Here is a 24,094-nt window from a genome sequence, read left to right as displayed (position 1 = left end):
CGATGCCCGAAATCGGCGATCTGTGCGAACCTGCACGCGCGCGCCGCTCGGGTGGGCGTCAGGCGCGGGTTGCCATGCGGGCAGCCCCCCTGTCGGACGACATGCGCCCAGTGCGGCCCGGCTTGCCCGGCGGCCAGTACAAGCCCCTGTCCGACGCAAGCGTGCAGCAGATCCATTCCGCCGCGCTGGACGCGCTGGAACAGATCGGCCTGTCCCAGGCCCCGCCCTCGGGCGTGAAACTGCTGACCGAAGCAGGCGCTATCCTCGGCGATGACGGCCGCATCCGGTTTCCCCGCGCGCTGGTCGAGGATATGCTGAACATCGCCGCGCGCGACATCACCTTGCACGCCCGCGACCCACGCCACGATCTGCATCTGACCGGAACCAACGTCCACTACGGCACGGCGGGCGCGGCGGTGCATATCGTTGACCCGGTGACCAACGAATACCGCGAGTCGACCGCGCAAGACCTGTATGACGCGGCCCGCCTCGTCGATAACCTCGACAACATCCATTTCTACCAGCGCACGATGGTCTGCCGCGACGTGGTGGATAACCGGGAAATGGACCTCAACACCCTGTACGGCTGCCTTGCGGGGACCACGAAACATGTCGGCACCAGCTTTTCCGACCCCTCCCACGTCGCTGACTGCTTTGAAATGCTGCACATGGTGGCGGGGGGCGAGGAACACTGGCTGAAGCGCCCCTTTGTCAGCAATTCCAACTGCTTCGTCGTCCCGCCGATGAAATTCGCGGAAGAATCCTGCATCACGATGGAGGATTGCATCCGCCGTGGCATGCCGATGCTGCTCCTTAGCGCCGGGCAGGCCGGGGCCACCGCGCCCGCGCCCATTGCCCTGACCATCGTGCAGGCCGTGGCGGAATGCCTTGCCGGCGTCGTCTACGTCAACGCGATCAAGCCCGGTGCGCCCGCGATCTTCGGCACCTGGCCCTTCGTGTCCGACCTGCGCACTGGCGCCATGTCCGGCGGGTCAGCCGAACAGGCGCTGCTGACCGCAGGCTGCGCCCAGATGCACCGCTTCTACGGCCTGCCCGGCGGGGCCGCGTCCGGCATCAGCGACAGCAAACTTCCCGACATGCAGGCCGGATGGGAGCAGGGGATCACCAACGCCCTTGCCGGCCTTGCGGGCCTGAACATGTGCTATGAGGCGGTCGGCATGCATGCCTCGCTCCTTGGCTTCTGCCTTGAATCACTGGTGCTGGGCGACGACCTGCTTGGCCAGACCATGCGCCTTGTCCGGGGGATCGACGTCACCCCCGACAGCACCAGTATTCAGGCGATGAAAGAGGTCTGCCTTGGCGGACCGGGCCATTACCTTGGGTCGGACCAGACCCTGAAACTGATGCAGACCGAATATATCTACCCCAACGTCGGCAACCGGATGTCGCCCAAGGAATGGAACGAGGCTGGCAAACCCCTGTTGCTTGACACCGCGATTGCCCGCAAGAATGCAATCCTCGCCAAGGCCGGGTGCCGCGTTGATCCTGAAATCGACGCCGCCATCCGCTCCCGCTTCAACATCTACTTCAAGTGAGGCCGCAATGATCCCCGCCAACATGCTGAAATTCTACATCAATGGCCAATGGGTCGACCCGATTTCAACCAGCCGTATGGGCGTTGAAAATCCGGCGACCGAAGAGATCGTCTGCGAAGTCGCCATGGGCAGCGCGGAAGATGCCGATCGGGCGATTCTTGCGGCCCGCGCTGCCTTTGACGGCTGGACCTATACGCCGGTCAAGGACCGCATCGCCCTGATGAAGCGGGTGCTGGAGGTCTATAACGAGCGTTACGAAGACTTTGCCCAAGCCATGTCCACCGAAATGGGCGCGCCGATCACCTGGGCGCGTGAGGCGCAGGCCTGGGCAGGCCAAGTCCATATGGAGGCCACGATCAAGGCGGCCGAGGAAATGGTCTGGGAATATAACCGTGGCTCCACGCGGATCATCTACGAAGGGATCGGCGTCTGCTCGCTGATCACGCCGTGGAACTGGCCGATGAACCAGATCGCCTGCAAGGTCGCGCCCGCGCTGGTCGCCGGCTGCACGATGGTCCTGAAGCCTTCGGAAATTGCGCCCCTCTCCGGCACCCTCTTCGCGCAGGTCTGCCATGATGCTGGCGTGCCGCCGGGCGTCTTCAACCTTGTCCATGGTGCGGGCCCCGAGGTCGGCGCGCGCATGTCCACCCACCCCGAGGTGGACATGGTGTCCTTCACCGGCTCCACCCGCGCGGGCACCCAGATCGCCGCAGTGGCCGCCGCGACCGCCAAGCGCGTGGCGCAGGAAATGGGCGGCAAGTCCCCCAACATCATCCTGCCCGGCGCCAACATTGCCGAGGCTGTGGCCGCAGGCGTGACGGCTGTCATGTCCAACACCGGCCAGTCCTGCGACGCGCCGACCCGGATGCTCGTCCACCGCTCGCAACAGGCCGAGGCGCTTGCCGTGGCGAAAGAGGCCGCCGAGGCGATCCAGATCGGCGATCCGCGCGATGAGGCCACGGTGATGGGCCCGCTGATCTCCAAGCTGCAGTTCGACAAGGTCCAGCGCCTGATTCAGGCGGGCATTGACGAAGGCGCCACCCTTGTCACTGGCGGCACCGGGCGTCCGGCGGGCCTGAACCGTGGCTGGTTCACCCGCCCGACTGTGTTTGGCGATGTGAACAACAGCATGACCATCTCCAAGGAAGAAATCTTCGGCCCGGTTCTGGCGATCCAGCCCTATGACAGCATCGAAGACGCCATCACCCAGGCCAATGACACGATCTACGGCCTTGCGGCCTACATCGCTGGTCCGGTGGAGGATGCCAAACCCGTCGCCCGCCGTCTGCGCGCCGGGACGGTGAACCTGAACTACCCCGATTGGGACACCTCCGCCCCCTTCGGTGGCTACAAGCAATCCGGCAATGGCCGGGAATATGCCGATTGGGGCATTCACGACTTCTGCGAAGTGAAGGGCATCGTCGGCTACGGCGAAGCCTGACCAAAGCGGGGCGGGCCGCAACCCGCCCCATTCCAATGGGGACATCATGCATTACGGATATATCGGCCTTGGCAACCTTGGGGCCGCCTGTGCTGGCTGCCTGCTGAAAGCGGGGTTCAAGGTCACGGTCTATGACCTGAACGCCGCCCTTGCCGCGCCCTTGGTGGCAGCTGGCGCCACCCTAGCCACCAGCGCCGAAGGGGTCGCCGCTTCGGCCGATCATGTCATCACCTGCCTGCCCTCTCCCGCCGTGTCAGAGAAAGTGCTGCGCCACATCCTGCCGCACATGAAAAAGGGCGCAAGCTGGGTCGAGATGTCCACCCTCGGTCGCGACGAGGTGCTGCGCTTGGCCGCCGTCGCCGCCGAAGGCGGGGTGCGGATGATGGAACTGCCCGTCACCGGCGGGGTGCATCTGGCCCATCAGGGCAAGATCACCATGCTGGCCGGGGGGGATGCCGACCTGTTCGACCTGCACCACGGCGCGATGCAGGCGATGGGTGACAAGATCTTCCACATGGGGCCATTGGGATCATCCTCGATCATCAAGGTCATCACCAACATGCTGGCCTTCATCCACCTGAAAGCCACGTCCGAGGCGCTGATGCTGGCCAAGCGTGGCGGCCTTGACCTTGGGCAGGCTTGGCATGCGATTGCCGCCTCCTCTGGCAACAGCTTCGTGCATGAAACCGAAGGCGCGCTGATCCTGAACGGGTCCTACGACATCGCCTTCAACATCGACCTTGCCCTGAAGGACCTTGGCTTTGCCCTTGGCTTCGGGAAGGAATTCGGCGTCCCGCTTGATCTGGCCAGCATGACCAACCAGACCTACATCGCCGCCAAGGCCGCCTATGGCGGTGAGGCGCAGTCGCCGATGATCGCCAAGCTTCTGGAGGACCTCCTTCACACCGACCTGCGGGCCGAGGGCTTCCCGGCGCGGCTTGAGTGAGTGTCCCGGGCCGGGACACCTTTCCCCGGCCTTGAAAATCAATACCTTGCTGCAGTCGTTTACTTTCTGGAAAGGATTCGCCGCATGGGACCCAGCGACGAGATTGCCCGCCGTGTGGCGCAGCTTTTGCACCACCGCAAACCGGCGCTGCAGCAGGGCGATCCGGTGGTGCCGCCGATCGTCGCCTCGGCCACGCATCACCTGCCGCATGTGCAGGCGGGCGGACAGTTCTACGGTCGCAACGGCAACCCGACCTGGGACGCGGTTGAGGCGCAGCTGTCCTTGCTGGAGGATGCCGAGGCGGTCAGCTTCCCCTCGGGCATGGCGGCCATCGCCGCCGCACTTTTCGCCACGCTGAAAGCGGGCGACCGGCTGGTGATCCCTTCGGACGGCTATTATGTGACGCGGGTGCTGTCGGATGGCTTTCTGAAGCCCCTTGGCATCGAGGTGCTGGCGATTCCGACCGCCGACTATGCCACGCAAGACTTTACCGGTGCTGCGGTGGTCTACCTTGAAACGCCCTCCAACCCGGGCCTTGACGTGGTGGACATCGCCGCCGTCGCGGGCAGGGCGCACAAGGCGGGGGCGAGGGTCATCGCCGACAACACCACGATGACGCCGCTGCTGCAGCGCCCGCTGGACCTTGGCTGCGATCTGGTGGTGGCCGCCGACACCAAGGCCCCGGCCGGCCATTCCGACGTGCTGTTCGGCCATGTCGCGGGACGGGATGCCACCCTGATGGCGCGGGTGCGGGGCTGGCGGCGCATGGCGGGTGCAATCCCCGGCCCGTTCGAGGCCTTTCTGACCCACCGCGGGATCGAGACGCTGGAACTGCGGCTGGAGCGGATGTGTGCCTCGGCTTCCGTGATTGCCGAACGGCTGGCGGCGCATCCGGCGGTCACGGGGCTGCGCTATCCGGGTCTGGCCGGTGATCCTTCGCACTGGGCCGTGGGCGGGCAGATGGCCAACGGGGGCTTCCTGATCGGCTTTCAGTTGGCCGATGCCGGGGTGGCCGAAGGGTTCCTGTCACGCTGCCCGTTGATCGAGCAGTCGACCAGCTTTGGCGGCACCCATAGCGCGGGCGAACGCCGCGCCCGCTGGGGCGATGCGGTGCCCGAAGGCTTTATCCGGCTGTCGGTGGGGGTAGAGCCGGTTGCGGTGCTGTGGGATGCAATCAACGCGGCACTGGCCGGATAGGGCACCAAATCTTTTCGAAAAGATTTGCAAAATCCTTTGAAGGATTTTGGTCCCGACCCCTACAGAAGGCCCAGAATCCGCGCCGCTTCGGTTTGCACATCAGCCAGCTTCGTGCGGTCCTCACCCGGGAAGAAGCGCGCCCGGGTGGCGGTGGGCAGGCCTACGGGCGTGGCGATCACAACCCGGGGACCGTGCTTCGCCGTCTCGGCCTGCCAGCTTTGCGCAAGGGCGGTCTGCGCGGCCTTCGTCGCGCCATAGGCGCCGAAGAAGGGTTTTCCGGCGCGCGGATCGTCCAGGAACAGCGCGGTTCCCTCACCAGCGCGGAGCAGGGGTTCCACCATGGGGATCAGCATGCCAGTCGCGCGGACGTTCGTGGCGATGGATTTTTCCCAATCCTTCTGGTCAAGCGAGCCAGCCGGCGACAGTGGGGCTGCATGCACCGCGGCATGGACCCAAAGTGCCAGACCACCCCAGCGGTCATGGATCGAGCGGCACAGGTGGCGCATCGCGTCGTCATTCGTCACGTCCATCGGCGCAAGGGTCAGCCCGCCTGCGCCCGGCAGGCCCGCGCGCTTGACCCGGTCGTCGAGGTCTTCCAGCCCGCCCACCGTACGGGCCACGGCCACCACATGCCAGCCGCGCAAGGCCAGCTGTTCGGCCATGGCTGCACCAAGGCCGCGCGAGGCGCCGGTGACGAGGGCGATCTTCTGGGTCATGCTTTGGTCCTTGCGGAAGTGTCGAAGCCTCCGGCGGGGATATTTGGGCCAGAATGAAAGGGCAAGGGGTCAGCGCTTGCCGTAGCCTGCGGCAAGTTCGGCCTGACGGGTGGCGATGATCTGGGAAAGGAGCGCATCGGGTAGTGGGCGGTCAGGTGTGAAGAGGACGCCGGACTTTGAGGTCTTGAACGGCGCGCAGTCGATCAGCGGGATGACAGTGCCGGAATGGGGGTAAAGGCCAAGGTGGCGCGCGAAGGCGGCGTAGCCCACAACCATCTTGCCCTTCGGCCCGGGCTGGCGGAAGCCGGGCATGGCGTAGGACATGACTTCATGGTGGTCGGGGAGGAGGATTTGCAACCGCGCGCGCAGGTCGGAAAGGGCGGCGCGCTGGTCGTCGGGCAGGGCGGAAAGGTAGGCGTCGACCTCAGCGGTCATTCCGCCGCCTTCATCTCGAACCCCTCTTCGATCTTGTCGGAGGGGGCGACGGGGTAATCGCCCGAGAAGCACGCGTCGCAGAAGCGGGGGCTGGCGGCATCGCGACCGGCGGCTTCGCCCGCGGCGCGGTAGAGGCCGTCGAGGGAGACGAACTTGAGGCTGTCGACACCGATCCAGTCGCGCATCTCGTCCTCCGACATGGTCGCGGCGAGGAGTTTGGAGCGTTCGGGCGTGTCGACGCCGTAAAAGCAGGGCCAGGCGGTGGGGGGTGAGGCGATGCGGAAGTGCACCTCGGCCGCCCCGGCCTCAAGGATCATGTCCTTGATCTTGCGGCTGGTGGTGCCGCGCACGACCGAGTCGTCGACCAGGATCACCCGCTTGCCCTTGATGAGCGCGCGGTTGACGTTCAGCTTCAGCCGCACGCCCATGTTGCGGATATGGTCGGTGGGTTCGATGAAGGTCCGGCCCATGTACTGGTTGCGGATGATGCCCATGCCGAAGGGGATGCCGGATTCATGGGCATAGCCGATGGCCGCCGGGGTGCCCGAGTCGGGTACGGGGCAGACGAGGTCGGCGTCCACCGGCGCCTCGCGCGCAAGTTCGACGCCGATCTGACGCCGGGTTTCATAGACCGAACGACCGCCGATGATGCTGTCAGGACGGCTGAAATACACGTTCTCGAAGATGCAGAACCGCGACTTGGCCGGGGTGAAGGGGCGGGTCGATTCGACCTTGTTGCCTTCGATCACCACCATCTCGCCCGGTTCGATCTCGCGCACGAAATCGGCACCGATGATGTCCAGCGCGCAGGTTTCCGATGACAGCGCCCAGCCGTGGTCGGAGATGCGACCCAGGACCAGCGGGCGGACCCCCAGCGGGTCGCGCACGCCGATCAGCTTGGTCCGGGTCATGGCGACGACGCTGAAGGCGCCTTCCACCCGGCGCAGCGCATCCTTGATGCGTTCGGCCAGCGACTTCTGGATTGAGCGTGCCATCAGGTGGATGATGCATTCGCTGTCCGAGGAGGACTGGAAGATGCTGCCGCGTTCGATCAGCTCGCGGCGTAGGGCGATGGCGTTGGTGATGTTGCCGTTATGGGCGATGGCACAGCCGCCCATCGAAAACTCGCCAAAGAAGGGCTGCACGTCGCGGATTGCGGTCGCGCCCTTGGACCCGGCGGTGGAGTAGCGGACATGGCCGATGGCAAGCTGCCCCGGCAGGGTGTCCATCACGTCGGCCTTGGTGAAGTTGTCGCGGACATAGCCGAAGCGGCGGGCCGAGTTGAAACCGTGATCGGGGTGGTAGCTGACGATCCCGCCCGCCTCTTGTCCCCGGTGCTGCAGGGCGTGCAGGCCAAGCGCCACGAAGTTCGATGCATCCACAACGCCGGTGACGCCGAAGATGCCACACTCCTCCTTCAGTTTGTCGTCGTCGAAGGGGTGGGAATAGAACGGGGCCATGCGTCAGAATCCTTCACAGCGCGTTGCCGGTGGTTTACGGCAGGCAAGCGGGGCTGTCACGCCCCAAACGCCGAAAGGCTGCGGCAGATCAGCCGTTGGTCGCAGGCGCGGCCGGGGCAGGGTCCGGAGCGGTGGTCGGAGCCGCCTCTGGCACGACCGGGGCACCGCCCGTGGCACAGACATTCGTCAGGTCATTATACCGGTCAACGATCCAGCCGGGCGCGTCGGAAGGGATGTTTTCGTCGATATTGGCCTGGAAATTCGCAAAGACCAGCGCGGTGCGCGAATTGTCGACCATCGGGATCGCCTGGTCGGACAGGACGCGGTCGTAGACGATGAAGGCGATGGCGATCAGCAGGACACCCCGCGCCGCGCCGAAGAGAAAGCCAAGCGCCTGGTCGATCCCGCCAATCGCGGACCGTTGCACGGCGCCAGAAAACAGCGGGGTGAACAGCGCCGCGACAATCAGGCCGACCACGAAGACACCGGCAAAGGCGGCCACGACCGAAAGTTCACAGCTGTCGGACAGGAATTCGCCCACCACCGGCAGTTCCTTGACCAAGGGCTGGACCCCGGGGGCGAAGTAATAGGCCGCGATGGCCGCGCCGACCCAGCCCAGGATCGCCATCAACTCCCGCACGAGTCCGCGAGAGAAGGCAAGGATCGAGGATACAAGGATGATGATCGCCGCACCACCATCAACCGCGGTCAGGTTTTCCATCGCTTACGTCCCCAATCCCATTCTTGCCAAGGCTTATCCCGCCCCGAACATTTCACCCACAAAAGCCGTCAGGTCCGGCATCTGCCGCACTGCCAGCCCTGTCGCCCCTTCGATCTTCGAATGGGACGGCACCGTCGCTTGTGAGAAACCAAGTTTCGACGCTTCTTTCAACCTGTTTTCCGTCTGACCCACCGGACGAAGTGCACCGGAGAGACTGATTTCCCCGAAAAGCACCATGTCTGGCGGAATTGCCACATCTTCGCGCGCCGAAAGAAGCGCCCCGGCCACGGCCAGATCCGATGCCGGCTCGCTGACCCGCAAGCCCCCGGCGACGTTAAGAAAAACGTCAAGACCGGTGAAGGGAATGCCACAGCGCGCCTCTAGCACGGCAAGGATGGTCGAGACCCGGCCACTGTCCAGCCCCACGACCGTACGGCGCGGACTGGCAAGGGTGGAGGGGGCGACAAGCGCCTGAATTTCCGTCAGGACCGGCCTTGTGCCCTCGATTCCGGCAAAGACGGCGGAGCCGGGCGCGGGCTGGTCGCGGTTGGCCAGAAACAGGGCCGAAGGGTTGGGGACCTGCGCCAGACCGCCGCCTGTCATCTCGAACACGCCGATCTCATCCGCCGGGCCGAAGCGGTTCTTGACCGCGCGGAGGATGCGGAACTGGTGGCCACGCTCCCCTTCGAAGTAAAGCACGGTGTCGACCATATGCTCCACCACGCGGGGGCCTGCGATCTGGCCGTCCTTGGTGACATGGCCCACAAGGATCACCGCCACGCCGCGCCGTTTGGCAAAGGTCACCAGCTCATGCGCCGAGGCGCGGACTTGGCTGACCGATCCCGGCGCCGCCTCGATGCTGTCCAGCCACATGGTCTGGATCGAATCGATGATGGCAAGCTGGGGCCGTTCGGCATCAAGCGTGGTCAGGATATCGCGTAGGTTGGTTTCGGCCCCGAGCATCACTGAGGCGTCGGTCAGGTTCAGCCGCTGCGCGCGCATCCGGACTTGGGCTGCAGCCTCTTCGCCCGAGATATAAAGGCATTTCAGACCCTTGCGGGCGAAACTTGCAGCGGCTTGCAGCAAGAGCGTGGACTTGCCGATGCCGGGGTCACCCCCAACAAGGATGGCTGACGCCGGAACAAGACCGCCGCCAAGCACGCGGTCCAGCTCATCAATCCCGGAGGACGCGCGGGGGGGGGGGGGCTCTTCCGTGGCAAGGTCGGACAGCGGGATCGTGCGCCCTTTGGCCCCCAGCGACTTTGGCCCGGTGGACAGCGGCGCCTCTTCGACGATGGTGTTCCAGCCGCCGCAAGCCTCGCATTTACCGGCCCATTTGCGATAGCTTGCCCCGCAGACGGAGCAGGTGAAACTGTTCGACGCTTTGCTCATGCCGCTTTAGTGCCTGCAAAGCGGGCCTTCTTCAAGGCTGGCCAGCGTCCGGCTTGGACCGCCACGAGATCAGGATCGATGCAAGGATACAGCCGGTGAACAGGTAAAGGCCCCAGCCGGTCTCGATCGTGACCATGCCGACGCCTTTTACCAGCACGATGTAGATCGAGATCAGAAAGACATCCGCCATCGCCAGCTTGCCCAGCAGGTTGAGCGCGGGAAGGGTCTTGGGGCTGAGCAGGTTCCAGTGGAGAAGTGCCAAGCCGATGGTCTTGGCATAGGGTGCAAAGATCGCAAGGAAGGTGACCAGCAGCGCCAGTGCCGGGTCCGTATCCCACAGGGACTGAAGCCCGGTGATCACGCTGATTTCGTCCATCCCGAAGATCGGCAGCAGCGCCGCACGCAAGAGCGGCGCGAACCAGGCGATGGGGAACAGGATCAGAAGGGCGAGGTTCAGGTATCGCAACGTCGGTCCCCTGTCTGGCTGCGGGACTGGAGGGTTTCACACCCTCCAGACCTCCCGTGGGATATTTGGCGAAGAGAAAGACAATTTAAGTTAAATGCTAGCGGACGGCTTCGATCGGCCCATGCGCGCGGCCGTGGATGAATTGCTGGACGTAAGGGTCTGGCGTTGCGTCCAATTCCGCCACCGGGCCTGTCCAGCGGATCACCCCGCCGTGCAGCATGGCGACGTTGTCGGCAATCGCGCGGACCGACGTCATGTCATGCGTGATCGTCATTGCGGTGGCGCCCATCTCGACCACGATCTCGCGGATGAGTTCGTTGATGACGCCGGCCATGATCGGGTCCAGCCCGGTGGTGGGTTCGTCGAAGAAGATGATCTCAGGCTCTGCCGCGATGGCGCGGGCCAGGCCCACGCGCTTTTGCATGCCGCCGGAAAGTTCGGCGGGGAAAAGGTCGGCGACCTCGGGCTTCAGGCCCACGCGGCGGAGTTTTTCGATGGCAATCTGGCGCGCCTGGTGCTTTGGCAGGGCATGACCGCCCCGCATCAGGCGGAAGGCGACGTTTTCCCACACGCGCAGCGAATCGAACAGCGCGCCGCCTTGGAACAGCATGCCGAAGCGGGCGAGGAAGGCTTCACGGTCGGCTTTCGTCACATCCTGACCGTCCAGCGTGATGCTGCCGCTGTCGGGGCGCACAAGGCCAAGGACGCATTTGAGGAGCACCGACTTGCCCGTCCCCGACCCGCCGATGATCACCATCGACTTGCCCGAGGCGATGGTCAGGTTCACCCCCTGCAGCACGCGGTTGGCCCCGAAGGCCTTGTGGACGTCTGTCAGGGTGATCATGAGGTGAAGAACACTTCCGTCAGGACATAGTTCGCCGCAAGGATCAGGATCGAGGCGGAGACGACGGCGGATTTCGTCGCCCGGCCCACGCCCTGCGCGCCCCGGGCGGAGTTCATGCCGTGGTAGCAGCCCATCAGCGCCACGATGAAGCCGAAGACCGCGCCCTTGACCAGCCCGGAGCCCACGTCCCAGGGTTCCAGAAAGTCGACCGTGTTCTTGATATAGGCGGCAGAGTTGAAGTCCAGCCGGGTGATGCCCACCAGCCAGCCGCCCATGATGCCGATGGCATCGCCGGTGGCGACCAGCACCGGCATGGCCAGGGTTGCGGCCAGCACTCGGGGAACGGCAAGGTATTTCAGCGGGTTGGTGGACAGGGTCACCAGCGCGTCGATCTGTTCTGTAACTTTCATCGTGCCGATCTCGGCCGCGATGGAGGAGGCCACCCGCGCCGCGACCATCAGCCCGCCCAGCACTGGCCCAAGTTCCCGCGTCATGCCGATGGCGACGATGGAGGGCACCACCGCCTCGGCGTTGAAGCGCGACCCGCCGGCGTAGATCTGCAAGGCCAGCGCGCCGCCAGTGAAGATGGCGGTCAGGCCGACGACGGGAAGCGAGAACCAGCCGATCTGCAGGAGCGACGTGCCAAATTCACGAAAGTAGAACGGCGGGCGCAGGATGTGGCCAAGGATTGCCCCGGCGAACAGGGCCACGCGGCCGACGGCAGCAACGGCTTCCAGCACCGGGCGACCGATGGCGCCAAGGGCAGCGGTCGTCATGCGGGGTTCTCCTGATAGCGGCGGAGGTAGCGGGGGCCAAGTCCGGTCAGGATCTCATAGCCGATGGTGCCACCCGCCTCGGCCAGGGCATCAACGGTCTGGTGCGGGCCGAGGATATCAAGGCTGCGCGGCACCTCGGTCAGGTGGGTGATGTCGACAGTGATCAGGTCCATCGACACCCGGCCGACGAGGGGGCAGGGCGTATCACCGTCCCAAAGCGTGGCGATGTTGGACAGCGTGCGGGGAAGGCCATCGGCATAGCCCGCAGCGACCGTGGCGATCACGGCGGGCGTCTCTGCCTCCCATGTGCAGCCATAGCCGACCGCCTCACCCGGCGCGACCTCGCGCGTCTGGATCACGGGCAGGGACAGGGTGACCACGGGCTGTGCAGCCTCGAACGGCAGGCCGCCGAACAGGCCGACACCGGGACGCGTCAGGTCAAAGTGATAGCGCGGCCCCAGAAGGATGCCGCCCGTCGCCGACAGGCTGCGCGGCAGGCCGGTGCCTTCGGTCATTTCCAGAAAGGCGGCAAGCTGCGCCTCATTCAGCGGATGGTCGGGGTCATCGGCGCAGGCCAGATGGCTCATCAGCAGTTCGGGGCCGGCTTCGACCAGAATTGGCGCCACGGCCTGCCATTCCAGCATCTCGACGCCCAGCCGGTTCATGCCGGTGTCAAGCTGCACGCCGAAGGCATGGCCGGGCAGCGCCTCAAGGTGGCGGGTGATCTGCTCCAGACTATTGAGCATCGGCGTCAGATCAAGGTCATGGATCATCTCGGTATCGCCGGACATATGGCCGGACAGGACCGAGATTTGCGGCCCTTCGCCCAGCGCCTGACGCAAGGCGGCACCTTCCTCGGCATAGGCGACAAAGAACCGCCGCGCCCCGGCCAGCGCCAAGGCGCGGGCCACCCGGGTGATCCCCAGCCCATAGGCATCGGCCTTGACCACGGCGGCGGTCTGCACGTCGGGTCCGGTCAGCCGGTCAAGCCTGCGCCAGTTCGCGGCGATGGCATCAAGGTCGATGGTCAGGGTTGCAGTAGTCATCCGGCTGTTTTGACCGCAGCGCGCCCGTGGTCAAGGGAAAACCTGCCGATGCGCGGGACTTGACACCCAGCCACTTGCCCCCCCAGCCACTTGTCCCCGACGGCACTTGCCCCCGGCGCTGCTTCCCGTCAAGGATGCGCCAGCGCAGGGGGCAAGCGATTTGGCCAGCGATCCCGACGACGATGCCAACCTGTACCTGACCCTGCTGTGCTGGGCAGGTCTTGCCCTTGCCACGCTGGAGGCCTTCGTCCAGCCCTTGCCCGTGGGCCTTGGGGCAGGCGCGATGGCGGTGGCCTATCTGGCCGGTGGGGTGCCAGCCGCGCGAAGTGCCTTGGCCGAGCTATGGCAGGACCGCCGTCTGGACATTGATCTATTGATGGTGATCGCCGCCCTTGCCGCCGCTGCCGTCGGCGCGGCGCTGGAAGGGGCGGTGCTTTTGGCGCTGTTCTCGCTGTCGCAGACGTTGGAGCATCGCGCGATGGGCAAGGCGCGCCGCGCGGTTGAGGCGCTGATGCAGCTGCGCCCCGAAACCGCGCTGCGTGAAGGCCCCGGCGGAGTGGAAGAGGTTGCGGTTGCCACCCTTGTTCCGGGCGACCGTGTGATCTTGCGCCCGGGCGCGCGGGTTCCGGTCGATGGTCGGGTGGTCAGCGGGGCAGGGCATCTGGACGAAAGCACGGTCACCGGCGAATCCGCCCCCGTCCGCAAGGAGCCCGGCGCGCCGGTACATGAAGCGACGGTGAACCTTGACGGCATCCTGACGGTCGAGGTCACGCGCAGCCTGGCGCAAAGCACCGTGGCCCAGATGATCCGCCTCGTGACCGAGGCGCAGGCGATGAAGGCCCCGTCCGAACGGTTCTCGGACTGGTTCGGACAGCGCTACACCATCGCCGTTCTGGCCGGGTCGATCCTCGCCTTCCTTGGCTTCTGGTTCTGGGGCCGCCCGCTGGACGAGGCGCTTTACCGCGCCGCCACGCTTCTGGTCGCGGCAAGCCCCTGTGCTGTCGTCATCTCGGTCCCGGCGGCGATCCTGTCGGCGCTGTCAGCGGCGGCGCGGGGTGGGGTGCTGTTCAAGGGTGGTGCGGCGCTGGAAGGGCTGGCCGAAGTGCGGGTGTTTGCCTTCGACAAGACTGGCACCCTGACCACCGGTCAGGCTGGGGTGACCGGGATCGTCGCCCTCGACGGCGACGAGGCGGCCTTTCTTGCCCTGCTTGCCGGGCTTGAGGCACAGTCCGAACACCCCATCGCAGGTGCCATCCGCCGCGCCGTGTCGGATCGGGGGATCACGCCAGAACCGATGACGGGGGTGCAGTCCTTCCCCAGCGAAGGCATCACCGGCCAGGACGGGCAGGGCACGCTTTGGGCGGGCAATGCCCGGATGCTGGAACGGATGGGCGCTACCTTGCCCGAGGCCCTGGCGGCCATGGCGGACGGGGCGGAAACGCTGGTGCTGCTTGGCCGTGGCGCTCAGGTCCTTGGCGCAGTGACCGTGGCGGATGAGCCGCGCGCCACGGCTGCGGAAGCGCTGGAGGCGTTGCGCGCCAGCGGCACCGGGCTTTTGATGATGACGGGTGACCGGCAGCCGGTGGCCAGCCGGATCGGCGCGCGGCTGGGCCTTTTGCCGGAGGAGATTCACGCGGGCCTGTTGCCCGGTGACAAGGTCCAGCTGGTGGACGCGGCAACCGCCCGCGGCAAGGTCGCCTTTGTCGGTGACGGGGTGAACGACGCCGCAGCACTGGCGCGCGCCGATGTGGGCGTGGCGATGGGCGTGGCTGGCAGCGAAGTGGCACTGCAGGCCGCCGATGTGGCCCTGATGGCCGAGGATCTGCGCAAGCTGGCCGCCGCCCGCAAGCTTGCCCGGCGCACAGCGCGGGTGATCCGGCAGAACCTGACCCTGGCACTAGGGGCCATGGTGGTGCTGGTGACCGGCAGCCTGTTCTTTGACCTGCCACTGCCCTTGGCCGTCATCGGCCATGAAGGCGGCACGCTGCTTGTCGTCCTGAACGGACTGCGGTTGCTGGCCGACCCGATCCGGTCGCGCTAACCCTGTAGCGCACGGTCCAGATGGACATAGCCGCCGTCCACGAACAGCCACTGCCCGGTGGTATGGCTGGCCCGGTCTGACAACAGGAACACTGTGGTCGCGGCGATCTCGTCCGCCGTGGTCATCCGGGCGCCAAGCGGAATGCGCGCGGTGATCAGCGCCTCTTGCGCCATGGGGTCGGGGAAGGTGTCCAGCCAGCTGCGATACATCGGCGTCATCACCTCGGCCGGGATCACCGCATTGACCCGCACCCCATGCGGCGCCAGGGCCGCCGCCCATTCCCGGGTCAGCCCCAGTTGCGCCGCCTTGGCCGCGACATAGGCCGAGGTTGACCCCTGACCCGTCACTGCCGTCTTGGAGGAGATGTTGACGATCGCCCCTTTTGACGCCTTCAGATCGTCCAGCAGCAGATGCACCAGCGTGTAGTAGTGCAAAAGGTTCTGGTCGAGCGAAGCGCGAAACGCCTCCGGCCCCGCCTCCAGCCCGACCCCGTCATTGGTGCCGGCGTTGTTCACCAGCCCGTCGATCCGGCCAAAGCGCGCCCTGACCTCGGCCACCGCGCGTCGGCAGTCCTCATCGCGGGCGAGGTCGGCAAGGACCACTCCCGCCTTCGGCTGGCGTGCGTGGAGTTCGGCCAGGAACCCATCCCCGGGCGCGCGCCGCGCAAGGATCACCGGCACAGCGCCTTCCCCGGCCAGGGCAAGGCTGATCGCCCCGCCGATCCCGGCCCCGCCACCGGTCACGATCACCACTTTGTCACGCAGGCCCAGTTCCATTTCGCACTCCCCAGGATTTTCGCCAGACTGCCCCGTCGCGTGAGTTTTCGAAAGGGGGTGCCGCCAAAAGGGGTGCCGCCTCGGGGGGCATCGAGCCCCCGCTCGGCGGCGCTGCCGGGGATGCGCGACGGCGGGCTCCGCGAGGTGCAGGCGTCGGACGCCTCCGGCGGGAGTATTTGAAAAAGAGCAAAACCAATTGCTCTTTGCCAAATACTCCCCGGGGGTTTGGGGGCAGGATGCCCCCATGAACCCGAGCCGGTTGCGCGCTTTTGCGCGCAGAGGCGAGACAGGAAACCTGCCGCCCTTCGCGGCTCCGCTTTGCAACCGCGGGTCTAGAACCCGGCGTCGGGGCTGCCGGAGCCTTGCCAGGGTTTGGCCAGGTTGCCAAAGCGGGTGAAGCGGCCTTCGAACGACAGTTCCACCGTGCCAATCGGGCCGTGGCGCTGCTTGCCGATGATCACCTCGGCCTTGCCATGCGCGTTTTCCGCCTTCTTGAACCATTCGGCATGGGCCGGGCTGCCCGCCTCGGGTTCCATCCGTGACAGGTAATATTCTTCGCGGTAGACGAACATCACCACGTCCGCGTCCTGCTCGATCGACCCCGATTCCCGCAGATCGCTCAGCTGCGGGCGCTTGTCATCGCGGCTTTCCACGGCCCGGCTCAGCTGTGACAGTGCGACCACCGGGATGTCCAGCTCCTTGGCGATGGCCTTCAGGCCTTGCGTGATTTCCGACACTTCCTGCACGCGGTTTTCCTTGGAGGAGCCCTTCAGAAGCTGCAGATAGTCGATGATCAGCAGGTCCAGCCCATGCGTCCGCTTCAACCGCCGCGCCCGCGCCGCGACTTGGGAAATCGGCAGGGCAGGGGTGTCGTCGATGTACAAGGGGCAGGCCTCCAGCGCCTTTGCGGCATCGACGAAGCGGCGGAACTCCACCTCTTGCATGTCGCCCCGGCGGATCTGTTCCGACGGCACTTCCGACGCTTCGGACAGGATCCGCGCGGCCAGCTGTTCTGCGCTCATCTCCAGGCTGAAGAAGCCGACGATCCCGCCTTCGACCGCGCCGTCACGCCCGTCGGGCAAGCGACCGCGCTTGTAGGATTTGGCGATGTTGAAGGCGATGTTCGTGGCCAGCGACGTCTTGCCCATCGATGGACGCCCCGCAAGGATCAGCAGGTCAGATGGGTGCAGCCCCCCCAGCTTGCGGTCCAGGTCGATCAGCCCGGTCGAGATGCCCGCCAGCCCACCGCCACGCTGATAGGCGGCGTTGGCGTTGTTCACCGCCTCGACCGCGGCCTTGAGAAAGCTTTGGAACCCGCGTTCCGCCACACCCTGTTCACCCAGCGTGTAAAGCCGCTGTTCGGCGTCGATGATCTGGTCCTTCGGTTCATTCGTGACCTCGACCTTGGCCGCCTGTGCCACGATATCGCGGCCCAGCTGGATCAGTTCGCGCCGCACGGCAAGGTCATAGATCATCTGCGCGTAATCCCGCGCCGCATAGGCCGAGATCGCAGCCCCCGCCAGCCGCACCAGATAGGCCGGCCCGCCAAGCTCTTTCAGCCCGGCGTCATCGTCCAGAAAGGCCTTCAGCGTCACGGGTGAGGCGAGGGCGTTCTTCTGGATGCGCGCGGCGGCGATCTCGTAGATGCGCTGGTGCACGGGGTCATAGAAATGCGGCGCCTTCACCAGCGAGGAGATGCGGTCATAGACGTCATTGTTGGTCAGGATCGCGCCCAGAAGCTGCTGCTCGGCCTCGATGTTATGGGGCAGGGTTTCCGCCTCGGGGGCGGTGGCGCTGGCCGGGACCATCGGTCGTAGGGCGGTGATTTCGGTCATGGTCTGCCTCCTGCATCGTGGCCTTCTGTGCCTGATCGCGGACCATCCGGCCATGCTGGACAAGTCGGTGGATAAGGCTGGGCCGAGTCGGGGTTTTGCCCCCCGACAGGTGGGTAGGCTACCACATCTGGCGTCGGCCAACAAACCCGCCGCAAATGGGACGATTCGGTCGCCGGGTTATCCCCAATTCCCCCACAGCTTTGCGCACCGCTATTTCAAACCTGCCCACAATAAGGGGGGCCCGACGGACGGCCGGGCCATCCGGCAAGGCCAGGCGTTGGCGGTCAGGCCGGTTTGCGCGCCTCTTGCCAGGCGCGGGGGGCGGACAGGAAAGCCTCCACTTCCGTCAGGGTCGCTTCGTCAAAGCTGCCCTGGACGCGCGCCTCGGCCAGCACGTCCCACCAGGTGCAAAGGTGGTGGAGTGCGACGCCGTGATCGGCCAGCCGTTGCGTGGTTTCCGGGAAGATGCCGTAGTAGAAGATAACCGCCGTATGGCCACAGCTGGCCCCCGTGTCGCGGATCGCATCGACGAAGGACAGCTTCGATCCGCCATCGGTCGTCAGATCCTCGACCAGAAGCACCCGCTGGCCCTCTGTCATCGCGCCTTCGATCCGGGCGTTGCGGCCATAGCCCTTGGGCTTCTTGCGCACATAGGTCATCGGCAGGGCCATGCGTTCGGCCACAAGGGCGGCAAAGGGGATGCCCGCCGTTTCGCCACCCGCGATGTTGTCAAACGCCTCCAGCCCCGCGTCGCGCATCACGGTGACGGTCAGGAAGTCCATCAGCACCGATCGGATGCGCGGGTAGCTGATCAGCTTGCGGCAGTCGATATAGGTGGGCGAGGGCAAACCACTTGCCAGCGTGAACGGTGTCTCGGCGTTGAAATGCACCGCCTTGATTTCCAAAAGCGCACGGGCGGTCAGGCGGGCGATTTCCTCGCGGGGCGGGAAGTTTGAGGGGATCATGCGCGTTCCTTTCGGGCGGCTCTTCGTTCGGCTTCGTCTCCTCCTCGCGGGTGCCTTCCGAGGAGTGACGAAGTCATCGAGGAGGGGGTCAGGGGAGGACGTGCCAAAGCACGGGGAAACCGGGGTTGAAGACCGTGACGGGGCCAGCGTCTGAGGCAATCTTCTCAGGCCAGATGCAAGGCTCCGCGCGCTTGACCAGCCGCAGCGTGCCGTCATTCACCGGCAGCCGGTAGAAGGCCGGCCCGTGGCGTGAGGCAAAGCCCTCCAGCCGGTCCAGCGCGCCCTCTTCCTCAAACACATGCGCCAGCAGCGCCATCGTGTTGGTTGCGGTAAAGCAGCCCGCACAGCCGCAGGCATGTTCCTTCAGCGCATCGACATGCGGGGCCGAGTCGGTGCCAAGGAAATAGCGCGGTGAGCCCGAGGTTGCCGCCTTGCGCAGAGCCAGCCGGTGCTTTTCGCGCTTGGCCACCGGCAGGCAGTAGTAATGCGGCCGGATCCCGCCCGCCAGGATGTGGTTGCGGTTCAGGATCAGGTGATGCGTGGTGATCGTCGCGGCCAGCCCGTCGCCCGCTTCGGCGGCATAGGCCACGCCTTCTTCGGTGGTGATATGTTCCATCACGACGCGCAGTTCCGGCAGGCGGCGGCGCAGGGGGGCCAGCACCGTGTCGATGAACACCGCCTCGCGGTCGAAGATGTCCACCTGGGCATCGGTCACTTCGCCATGCGTGCACAAAGGCAGGCCGATGTCGGCCATCTTCTCCAGCACCGGCATCACGCGGGTCAGGTCACGCACGCCGGATTGCGAATTGGTCGTCGCCCCCGCCGGATAGAGCTTGACCGCCTTGACCAGCCCCGAAGCCGCGGCTGCCGCCACATCGGCCGGGTCGGTGCCTTCGGTCAGGTAAAGCGTCATCAGCGGCTGGAACGTGGCTCCCTCGGGCAGGGCGGCCAGAATCCGGTCGCGGTAGGCGGCGGCGTCCTTTGCCGTCACCACCGGTGGAACCAGATTTGGCATGATGATCGCGCGGGCAAAATGCCGGGTGGTTTCCGGCAAGACGGCGCGCAGCATCGCCCCGTCGCGCAGATGCAGGTGCCAGTCGTCGGGGCGTTGGATCACGATCTCTTGCATAAGCGCGGGGTAACGCAATCCAGACCCCATTGCCAGACCCTTGCCGTGCTAAACCGCCCGGATGCGCCAGCACTGGACCCGATTGATGCACTACCCCACCGCCGTTCTGTCCTTGGCCCTGTCGACCCTGCCTGCCTTGGCCGACGGGCCGCCATCGGCCTGCACAACCCAACGCGACATGGTCGAGATGGTGGCCTGTGCCACCCACCACCTCGCCATGGCCGAGCGTCAGCTTGGCGAGGCGCTGACCGACCTGCGCAGCCGTTTTCCGCAAACCGCCACGCAACTCGATCACGCGCAAGCGGCCTGGGCCAGCTACCGCGACGCGACCTGCTACTTCGTCGCCGATCCGTCCGACTATGGACGCGGCACCGAAGCGATCCTGATTGAGCTTGCCTGCAAACGCAGCGAAACCTTGCGCCGCGCGGCCGACCTGCGCCAGATGTTCACCGACTGACGCCTGAAAGGACCTTCCATGCTTCGTGTTCTGCTTGCCACTGCCAGCCTAACCCTCGTCGCCCTGCCTGCAGCGGCCCAAACGCCGGACTGCGCCAACGCCATGGCGCAACGCGACCTGAACATCTGCGCCGAACAGGACTGGCAAGCGGCGGATGCCGATCTCAACCGCGCCTACCAGCAGGTCATGGCCGAGATGAAGGCAATGGACACTGCCCTGCCGCCGGAATTGCAGGGGGCCGAAACCGCGCTGCGCAGCGCCCAACGGGCCTGGATCACCTACCGCGATGCCAATTGCACCGCTGCCGGCTTTCCCATGCGCGGCGGGTCGGCCGAACCGCTTCTGGTCTATGGTTGCCTGCGGCAGATGACCCTTGACCGGACCGAAGAGCTTCTGGCCCTCGTCGCCTACTAGGCCCCCGTCGACGCCCCGGCGTTCAGCCCTCGCCCGTCAACTCTGCCAGCCGCCGTACAAAGCGCGGCGCGTTCAGCCGTGACGTCACCGACCGGCAGATCTTGATCTCGCGCATCCGGTGCCCGCTCAACCGGGCCGAGGCAAGGATTGACCGCAGATAGCTGCCATTCGACCGCCGCCCGCGCCACAGCCAGGCAAAATACGAGGCCGAGAATTTGCCATCCATCGCCGCCTCAAGGATCCGGTCCAGCACGCGCATTTCGCGCAGGGTGTCCTCCGTCCCCTCGCCGGTATAGCGGGCGAAGAGGGGCGTCACCCAAGGCCGCTGGAACAGCGCTGCATGCATTGCATCCGGCCGGTGCAAGGGATCATGGATCAGCCACACGCGTGAGGCGCTTTCGGTCATGTCCGGCGCATAGCCATAGCGGCTGCGGAAATTGATCCGCCGGGCGATCTTGTGGCGTTCGTCCCAGCCGGCCAGCGCCGGGTCCAGCGTGGCGCGGGGGGCCACCAGCACCAGCTCGGCCCCGGGCGCGGTGATCGAGAACGCGGCCGCGGCATAGCCCGCGGGGCCCGCGCCATAAAAGATCACCCGGTCGAAGTCTTCCAGAAACCCGTCATCGGCCAGCCGGTCGAAATAGCGAAACACCGCAGGGTCGCGCCACCAGGTCTCGCCCTCTGCCAGAATGGTCAGCAGCGACCAGCCCCGCGCCTTGGCCAGTGCGAAATGTTCCGGCAGGTTGTCTTCGCGTTCCCGCAAGGTCGCGGCGTCTTCGAAGGTGACCAAGAGGATGGGCCGTTCTTCCGCAAAAAAGGCCCAGTGCCTGTCACCCAAGGCAAGAAAATCGCCGTCGCCTTCGGCGATGGCCAACATGGCAGTCTGCCAGTCAGGATGCGCGTCCGAATCGTCCACAGCCACCCTTATCTCACGCCGTTGCCGTTCCTTAACACATGCGAATGTGGGATAAAAATCCAAGGTCGACAAGGTCTTGCAGCCTGCTATCCGCCGCACAATCCCCGGGAGAGTCGGGAAACTGTTTCCGTCTCCTGTCGGTCTGCAACCACAGCGGTTGTGCCGGGCGGGCCGATCAACCCTCGGTCAATCCGGGCGCCAGAAAGGGCCGCCAGATGCTTGCCGCCTCAGATGCAGACAGGGCACGGGTCGGGGGGGTCATCAAGAGCCGCCCATACAGCGCGCGCCAGCTTTCCTCGGCCATCAGCTGGCGAAAGCGGACCTGCCGCCAGACCACCGCCCTGTCATGCAGCACGCCCAGCACCGGATCGGCCCGCAATGCGGCCAAGGCTTGGGAGCTGTCCAGCCGCTGGATCGACAGATCCTCGACATCGCAGAAGTTGCGGTCCACCCAATAGGCCATGTCGAAGGTCGATGCCTCGCGATTGGCACGGCCCCGGTCGGCCTTGACCAGATAGCCCTGCATCGACCCCAGCGCGTAGTGGTTCAACTGGACCAGCCCATAGGCATCGCGCCCCACATCAACGAACAATCGCGCGCTGTGATAGGCCGGGGGCAGGCGCTTGCCCGATCCGTCGAACCAGCGCTGCCCGGCCAGCCGGTCCCGGTCCGGGTTGCGGGGGCGGTGGACGCCCAGCTTGCCGTAGGTCCCGTCATTGCGAAACAGCGTCTTGAACAGCACCGCCCGCCACGGCCAGTGCAACACGGCGGGTGCGGCGCGAGTGAAGGTTTCCGTCACCCGCCGGTCCTCGATCGCAACCACCCCGCCATTGCCGAACAGCCGCCACGTCAGCGGAATGGCCGTCGCCTCCGGCAACGCCGCCAGCAGCGCCGGGATCGTCCGGTCGCCGACATGGATGTTCACGAACTCATCGATATCAATCGGCAGCACCCAATCCGCCCCGGTGACCAAAGGGTGCCGGTCGGCCTGCTTCAAGGCCGCCCATTGCGGGCCTTGCGGGTAGGGTCCGGGGTTCGGCAGATGGGTCAGCCAGCCCAGCGCCTGCAGCCGGTCCAGCATCGCCTCGGTGCCATCATCGCAATCGTTGGAAAAGACCAGAAAGTCCGTCACGCCACAGGACCGATGATGCGCAAGCCATTCCAGAAGGAACGCGCCCTCGTTCTTCACTGTCAGAACGGCGGTGATCTTCATCGCGTCCTGACCTTCATCCCATCCGGACTTTCATTCTGGCCCAAATATCCCCGCCGGAGGCTGCAACGCCCGCAAACGGCGCGCCGGTCAGGCGGTTAGCACGACCGGCGCAAACACCCTATCAGAAAAACGCCTGCAACCCGGTGATCGCCCGGCCAAGGATCAGCGCGTGCACATCATGCGTGCCCTCATAGGTGTTCACCGTCTCAAGGTTCACCATATGGCGCATGATCTGGAAATCTTCCTGAATGCCGTTGCCGCCATGCATGTCCCGCGCCCAGCGCGCGCAATCCAGCGCCTTGCCGCAGTTGTTGCGCTTGACGATCGAGATCATCTCCGGCGCGGCATTGGCATCGTCCAACAGCCGCCCGACCCGCAGCGATCCCTGCAGCCCCAGCCCGATCTCGGTCAGCATGTTGGCCAGCTTCAGCTGGAACAGCTGGGTCTGCGCAATCGGCTTGCCGAACTGCTTGCGGTCCAGCCCGTATTGCCGCGCGGCATGCAGACAGAACTCTGCCGCGCCCATCACGCCCCAGCTGATGCCATAGCGCGCCCGGTTGAGGCAGCCGAACGGGCCCTTCAGCCCCTCGACAAAGGGCAGAAGCGCGTCATCGCCCACTTCCACATCCTTCATCACGATCTCGCCCGTGACACTGGCCCGCAAGGACAGCTTGCCCCCCACCTTGGGAGCGGACAGACCCTTCATCCCCTTCTCCAGGATGAATCCCTTGATCCGCCCGCCATGCGCCTCGGACTTGGCCCAGACCACGAAGACATCGGCAATCGGCGCGTTGGAAATCCACATCTTCGCGCCGTTCAGCACAAAGCCGTTGGCCGTCTTCTTGGCCGTGGTCTTCATCCCGCCGGGGTCAGACCCCGCATCAGGCTCAGTCAAGCCGAAACAGCCGATCCATTCGCCCGTCGCCAGCTTTGGCAGGAACTTCTGCCGCTGCGCTTCGGTGCCATAGGCATAGATCGGGTACATCACCAGACTGGACTGCACGCTCATCATGCTGCGATAGCCGCTGTCGACCCGCTCCACTTCCCGGGCGACAAGGCCATAAGCCACATAGGACGCGCCAAGCCCGCCGTATTCTTCGGGCACCGTCACGCCCAGAAGGCCCATCTCGCCCATCTCGCGGAAGATGCCGGGGTCGGTCGTCTCCTCACGATAGGCCGCCACCACGCGCGGCTGCAGTTTTTCCTGCGCATAGGCCCGGGCGGCATCGCGCAGCATCCGTTCCTCTTCGGTCAACTGGTCGTCCAGCCGGAACGGGTCTTCCCAGTCGAACCGGCCAAGATCCGGGGCGTCCTTCGATTTCAGCTTCGGTTGCGCGGTCGGGGCATCAAGCATG

At 65.6% G+C, this 24,094-nt stretch carries 23 protein-coding genes; 7 read left to right on the top strand and 16 right to left on the bottom strand.

Going from position 1 to position 24,094, the window contains the following annotated elements; translation table 11 throughout:
* Positions 1 to 2: 2 nt before the first annotated feature.
* The 4 genes from EI545_RS01485 (at position 3) to EI545_RS01470 (ending at position 5,140) form a co-directional block, all read left to right on the top strand.
* Positions 3 to 1,556, top strand: coding sequence for a trimethylamine methyltransferase family protein (locus EI545_RS01485; RefSeq protein ID WP_125327185.1), 1,554 nt, complete (start codon positions 3 to 5; stop codon positions 1,554 to 1,556).
* A gap of 7 nt (positions 1,557 to 1,563) precedes the next feature.
* A complete protein-coding gene (locus EI545_RS01480) occupies positions 1,564 to 2,997 on the top strand; it encodes an aldehyde dehydrogenase family protein (RefSeq protein WP_125323819.1) in 1,434 nt (477 codons plus the stop codon).
* 46 nt (positions 2,998 to 3,043) lie between these two features.
* Positions 3,044 to 3,943: an NAD(P)-dependent oxidoreductase gene (locus EI545_RS01475; RefSeq protein ID WP_125323818.1), complete on the top strand. Its 900-nt coding sequence runs from the start codon at positions 3,044 to 3,046 to the stop codon at positions 3,941 to 3,943.
* A gap of 84 nt (positions 3,944 to 4,027) precedes the next feature.
* Complete coding sequence (locus EI545_RS01470; RefSeq protein WP_125323817.1) at positions 4,028 to 5,140, top strand: cystathionine gamma-lyase; 1,113 nt, start codon at positions 4,028 to 4,030, stop codon at positions 5,138 to 5,140.
* Positions 5,141 to 5,199: 59 nt separating this feature from the next.
* Here EI545_RS01470 and EI545_RS01465 read toward each other — a convergent pair whose 3' ends face one another.
* The 9 genes from EI545_RS01465 to alr all read right to left on the bottom strand — a co-directional run bounded on the left by EI545_RS01465 (position 5,200) and on the right by alr (position 12,996).
* Positions 5,200 to 5,856, bottom strand: coding sequence for an SDR family NAD(P)-dependent oxidoreductase (locus tag EI545_RS01465; RefSeq protein ID WP_125323816.1), 657 nt, complete (start codon positions 5,854 to 5,856; stop codon positions 5,200 to 5,202).
* Positions 5,857 to 5,925: 69 nt separating this feature from the next.
* A complete protein-coding gene (locus EI545_RS01460) occupies positions 5,926 to 6,291 on the bottom strand; it encodes an iron chaperone (protein ID WP_125323815.1) in 366 nt (121 codons plus the stop codon).
* Positions 6,288 to 7,751, bottom strand: coding sequence for an amidophosphoribosyltransferase (gene purF / locus EI545_RS01455; RefSeq protein WP_125323814.1), 1,464 nt, complete (start codon positions 7,749 to 7,751; stop codon positions 6,288 to 6,290). The genes EI545_RS01460 and purF overlap by 4 nt, the downstream gene beginning before the upstream one ends.
* 88 nt (positions 7,752 to 7,839) lie before the next feature.
* A complete protein-coding gene (locus EI545_RS01450) occupies positions 7,840 to 8,472 on the bottom strand; it encodes a CvpA family protein (protein WP_125323813.1) in 633 nt (210 codons plus the stop codon).
* A gap of 33 nt (positions 8,473 to 8,505) precedes the next feature.
* Positions 8,506 to 9,864 carry a DNA repair protein RadA gene (gene radA, locus EI545_RS01445; RefSeq protein WP_125323812.1) on the bottom strand — a complete coding sequence of 453 codons (1,359 nt, stop codon included), beginning with the start codon at positions 9,862 to 9,864 and terminating at the stop codon, positions 8,506 to 8,508.
* A gap of 31 nt (positions 9,865 to 9,895) precedes the next feature.
* Positions 9,896 to 10,330: a paraquat-inducible protein A gene (locus EI545_RS01440; protein WP_125323811.1), complete on the bottom strand. Its 435-nt coding sequence runs from the start codon at positions 10,328 to 10,330 to the stop codon at positions 9,896 to 9,898.
* A 97-nt stretch (positions 10,331 to 10,427) separates the two neighbouring features.
* Complete coding sequence (locus tag EI545_RS01435; RefSeq protein ID WP_125323810.1) at positions 10,428 to 11,174, bottom strand: ABC transporter ATP-binding protein; 747 nt, start codon at positions 11,172 to 11,174, stop codon at positions 10,428 to 10,430.
* Positions 11,171 to 11,950 carry an MlaE family ABC transporter permease gene (locus tag EI545_RS01430; RefSeq protein ID WP_125323809.1) on the bottom strand — a complete coding sequence of 260 codons (780 nt, stop codon included), beginning with the start codon at positions 11,948 to 11,950 and terminating at the stop codon, positions 11,171 to 11,173. Before EI545_RS01430 ends, EI545_RS01435 begins: the two co-directional genes overlap by 4 nt.
* The gene (alr, locus tag EI545_RS01425) at positions 11,947 to 12,996 is read right to left on the bottom strand and encodes an alanine racemase (RefSeq protein WP_125323808.1); all 1,050 of its coding nucleotides are present in this window, start codon (positions 12,994 to 12,996) and stop codon (positions 11,947 to 11,949) included. The genes EI545_RS01430 and alr overlap by 4 nt, the downstream gene beginning before the upstream one ends.
* A 160-nt stretch (positions 12,997 to 13,156) precedes the next feature.
* Here alr and EI545_RS01420 point away from each other — a divergent pair, with 160 nt between their 5' ends.
* A complete protein-coding gene (locus tag EI545_RS01420; protein WP_245990234.1) occupies positions 13,157 to 15,037 on the top strand; it encodes a heavy metal translocating P-type ATPase in 1,881 nt (626 codons plus the stop codon).
* On the opposite strand, the gene EI545_RS01415 is transcribed toward EI545_RS01420, so the two are convergent.
* The 4 genes from EI545_RS01415 to pyrC all read right to left on the bottom strand — a co-directional run bounded on the left by EI545_RS01415 (position 15,034) and on the right by pyrC (position 19,742).
* A complete protein-coding gene (locus EI545_RS01415) occupies positions 15,034 to 15,813 on the bottom strand; it encodes an L-fucose dehydrogenase (RefSeq protein ID WP_125323807.1) in 780 nt (259 codons plus the stop codon). The two genes, EI545_RS01420 and EI545_RS01415, sit on opposite strands and share 4 nt — an antisense overlap.
* A gap of 332 nt (positions 15,814 to 16,145) precedes the next feature.
* The gene (locus EI545_RS01410; RefSeq protein WP_125323806.1) at positions 16,146 to 17,648 is read right to left on the bottom strand and encodes a replicative DNA helicase; all 1,503 of its coding nucleotides are present in this window, start codon (positions 17,646 to 17,648) and stop codon (positions 16,146 to 16,148) included.
* A 284-nt stretch (positions 17,649 to 17,932) separates the two neighbouring features.
* Positions 17,933 to 18,613 carry an orotate phosphoribosyltransferase gene (locus EI545_RS01405; RefSeq protein WP_125323805.1) on the bottom strand — a complete coding sequence of 227 codons (681 nt, stop codon included), beginning with the start codon at positions 18,611 to 18,613 and terminating at the stop codon, positions 17,933 to 17,935.
* Positions 18,614 to 18,701: 88 nt separating this feature from the next.
* On the bottom strand, positions 18,702 to 19,742 hold the full coding sequence (gene pyrC, locus EI545_RS01400) for a dihydroorotase (RefSeq protein ID WP_164517181.1): 1,041 nt from the start codon (positions 19,740 to 19,742) through the stop codon (positions 18,702 to 18,704).
* Between the two features lie 61 nt (positions 19,743 to 19,803).
* On the opposite strand from pyrC, the gene EI545_RS01395 reads away from it, so the two are divergent.
* A complete protein-coding gene (locus EI545_RS01395; protein WP_125323803.1) occupies positions 19,804 to 20,199 on the top strand; it encodes a lysozyme inhibitor LprI family protein in 396 nt (131 codons plus the stop codon).
* Between the two features lie 18 nt (positions 20,200 to 20,217).
* Positions 20,218 to 20,613, top strand: a complete 396-nt coding sequence (locus EI545_RS01390; RefSeq protein ID WP_125323802.1) for a lysozyme inhibitor LprI family protein — start codon at positions 20,218 to 20,220, stop codon at positions 20,611 to 20,613.
* A 22-nt stretch (positions 20,614 to 20,635) separates the two neighbouring features.
* Here EI545_RS01390 and EI545_RS01385 read toward each other — a convergent pair whose 3' ends face one another.
* From EI545_RS01385 to EI545_RS01375, 3 genes are all read right to left on the bottom strand, one after another.
* A complete protein-coding gene (locus EI545_RS01385; RefSeq protein WP_125323801.1) occupies positions 20,636 to 21,532 on the bottom strand; it encodes a phosphoadenosine phosphosulfate reductase in 897 nt (298 codons plus the stop codon).
* A gap of 169 nt (positions 21,533 to 21,701) precedes the next feature.
* Complete coding sequence (locus EI545_RS01380; RefSeq protein ID WP_125323800.1) at positions 21,702 to 22,739, bottom strand: glycosyltransferase family 2 protein; 1,038 nt, start codon at positions 22,737 to 22,739, stop codon at positions 21,702 to 21,704.
* Positions 22,740 to 22,860: 121 nt separating this feature from the next.
* Positions 22,861 to 24,093, bottom strand: a complete 1,233-nt coding sequence (locus EI545_RS01375) for an acyl-CoA dehydrogenase (RefSeq protein WP_125323799.1) — start codon at positions 24,091 to 24,093, stop codon at positions 22,861 to 22,863.
* Position 24,094 lies beyond the last annotated feature (1 nt).

This window comes from Tabrizicola piscis (genome assembly GCF_003940805.1).
GTDB classification, from domain to species: domain Bacteria; phylum Pseudomonadota; class Alphaproteobacteria; order Rhodobacterales; family Rhodobacteraceae; genus Tabrizicola; species Tabrizicola piscis.
Note: the sequence above shows the minus strand (reverse complement) of the source record. Positions and strands in the feature narration are given on the sequence as shown.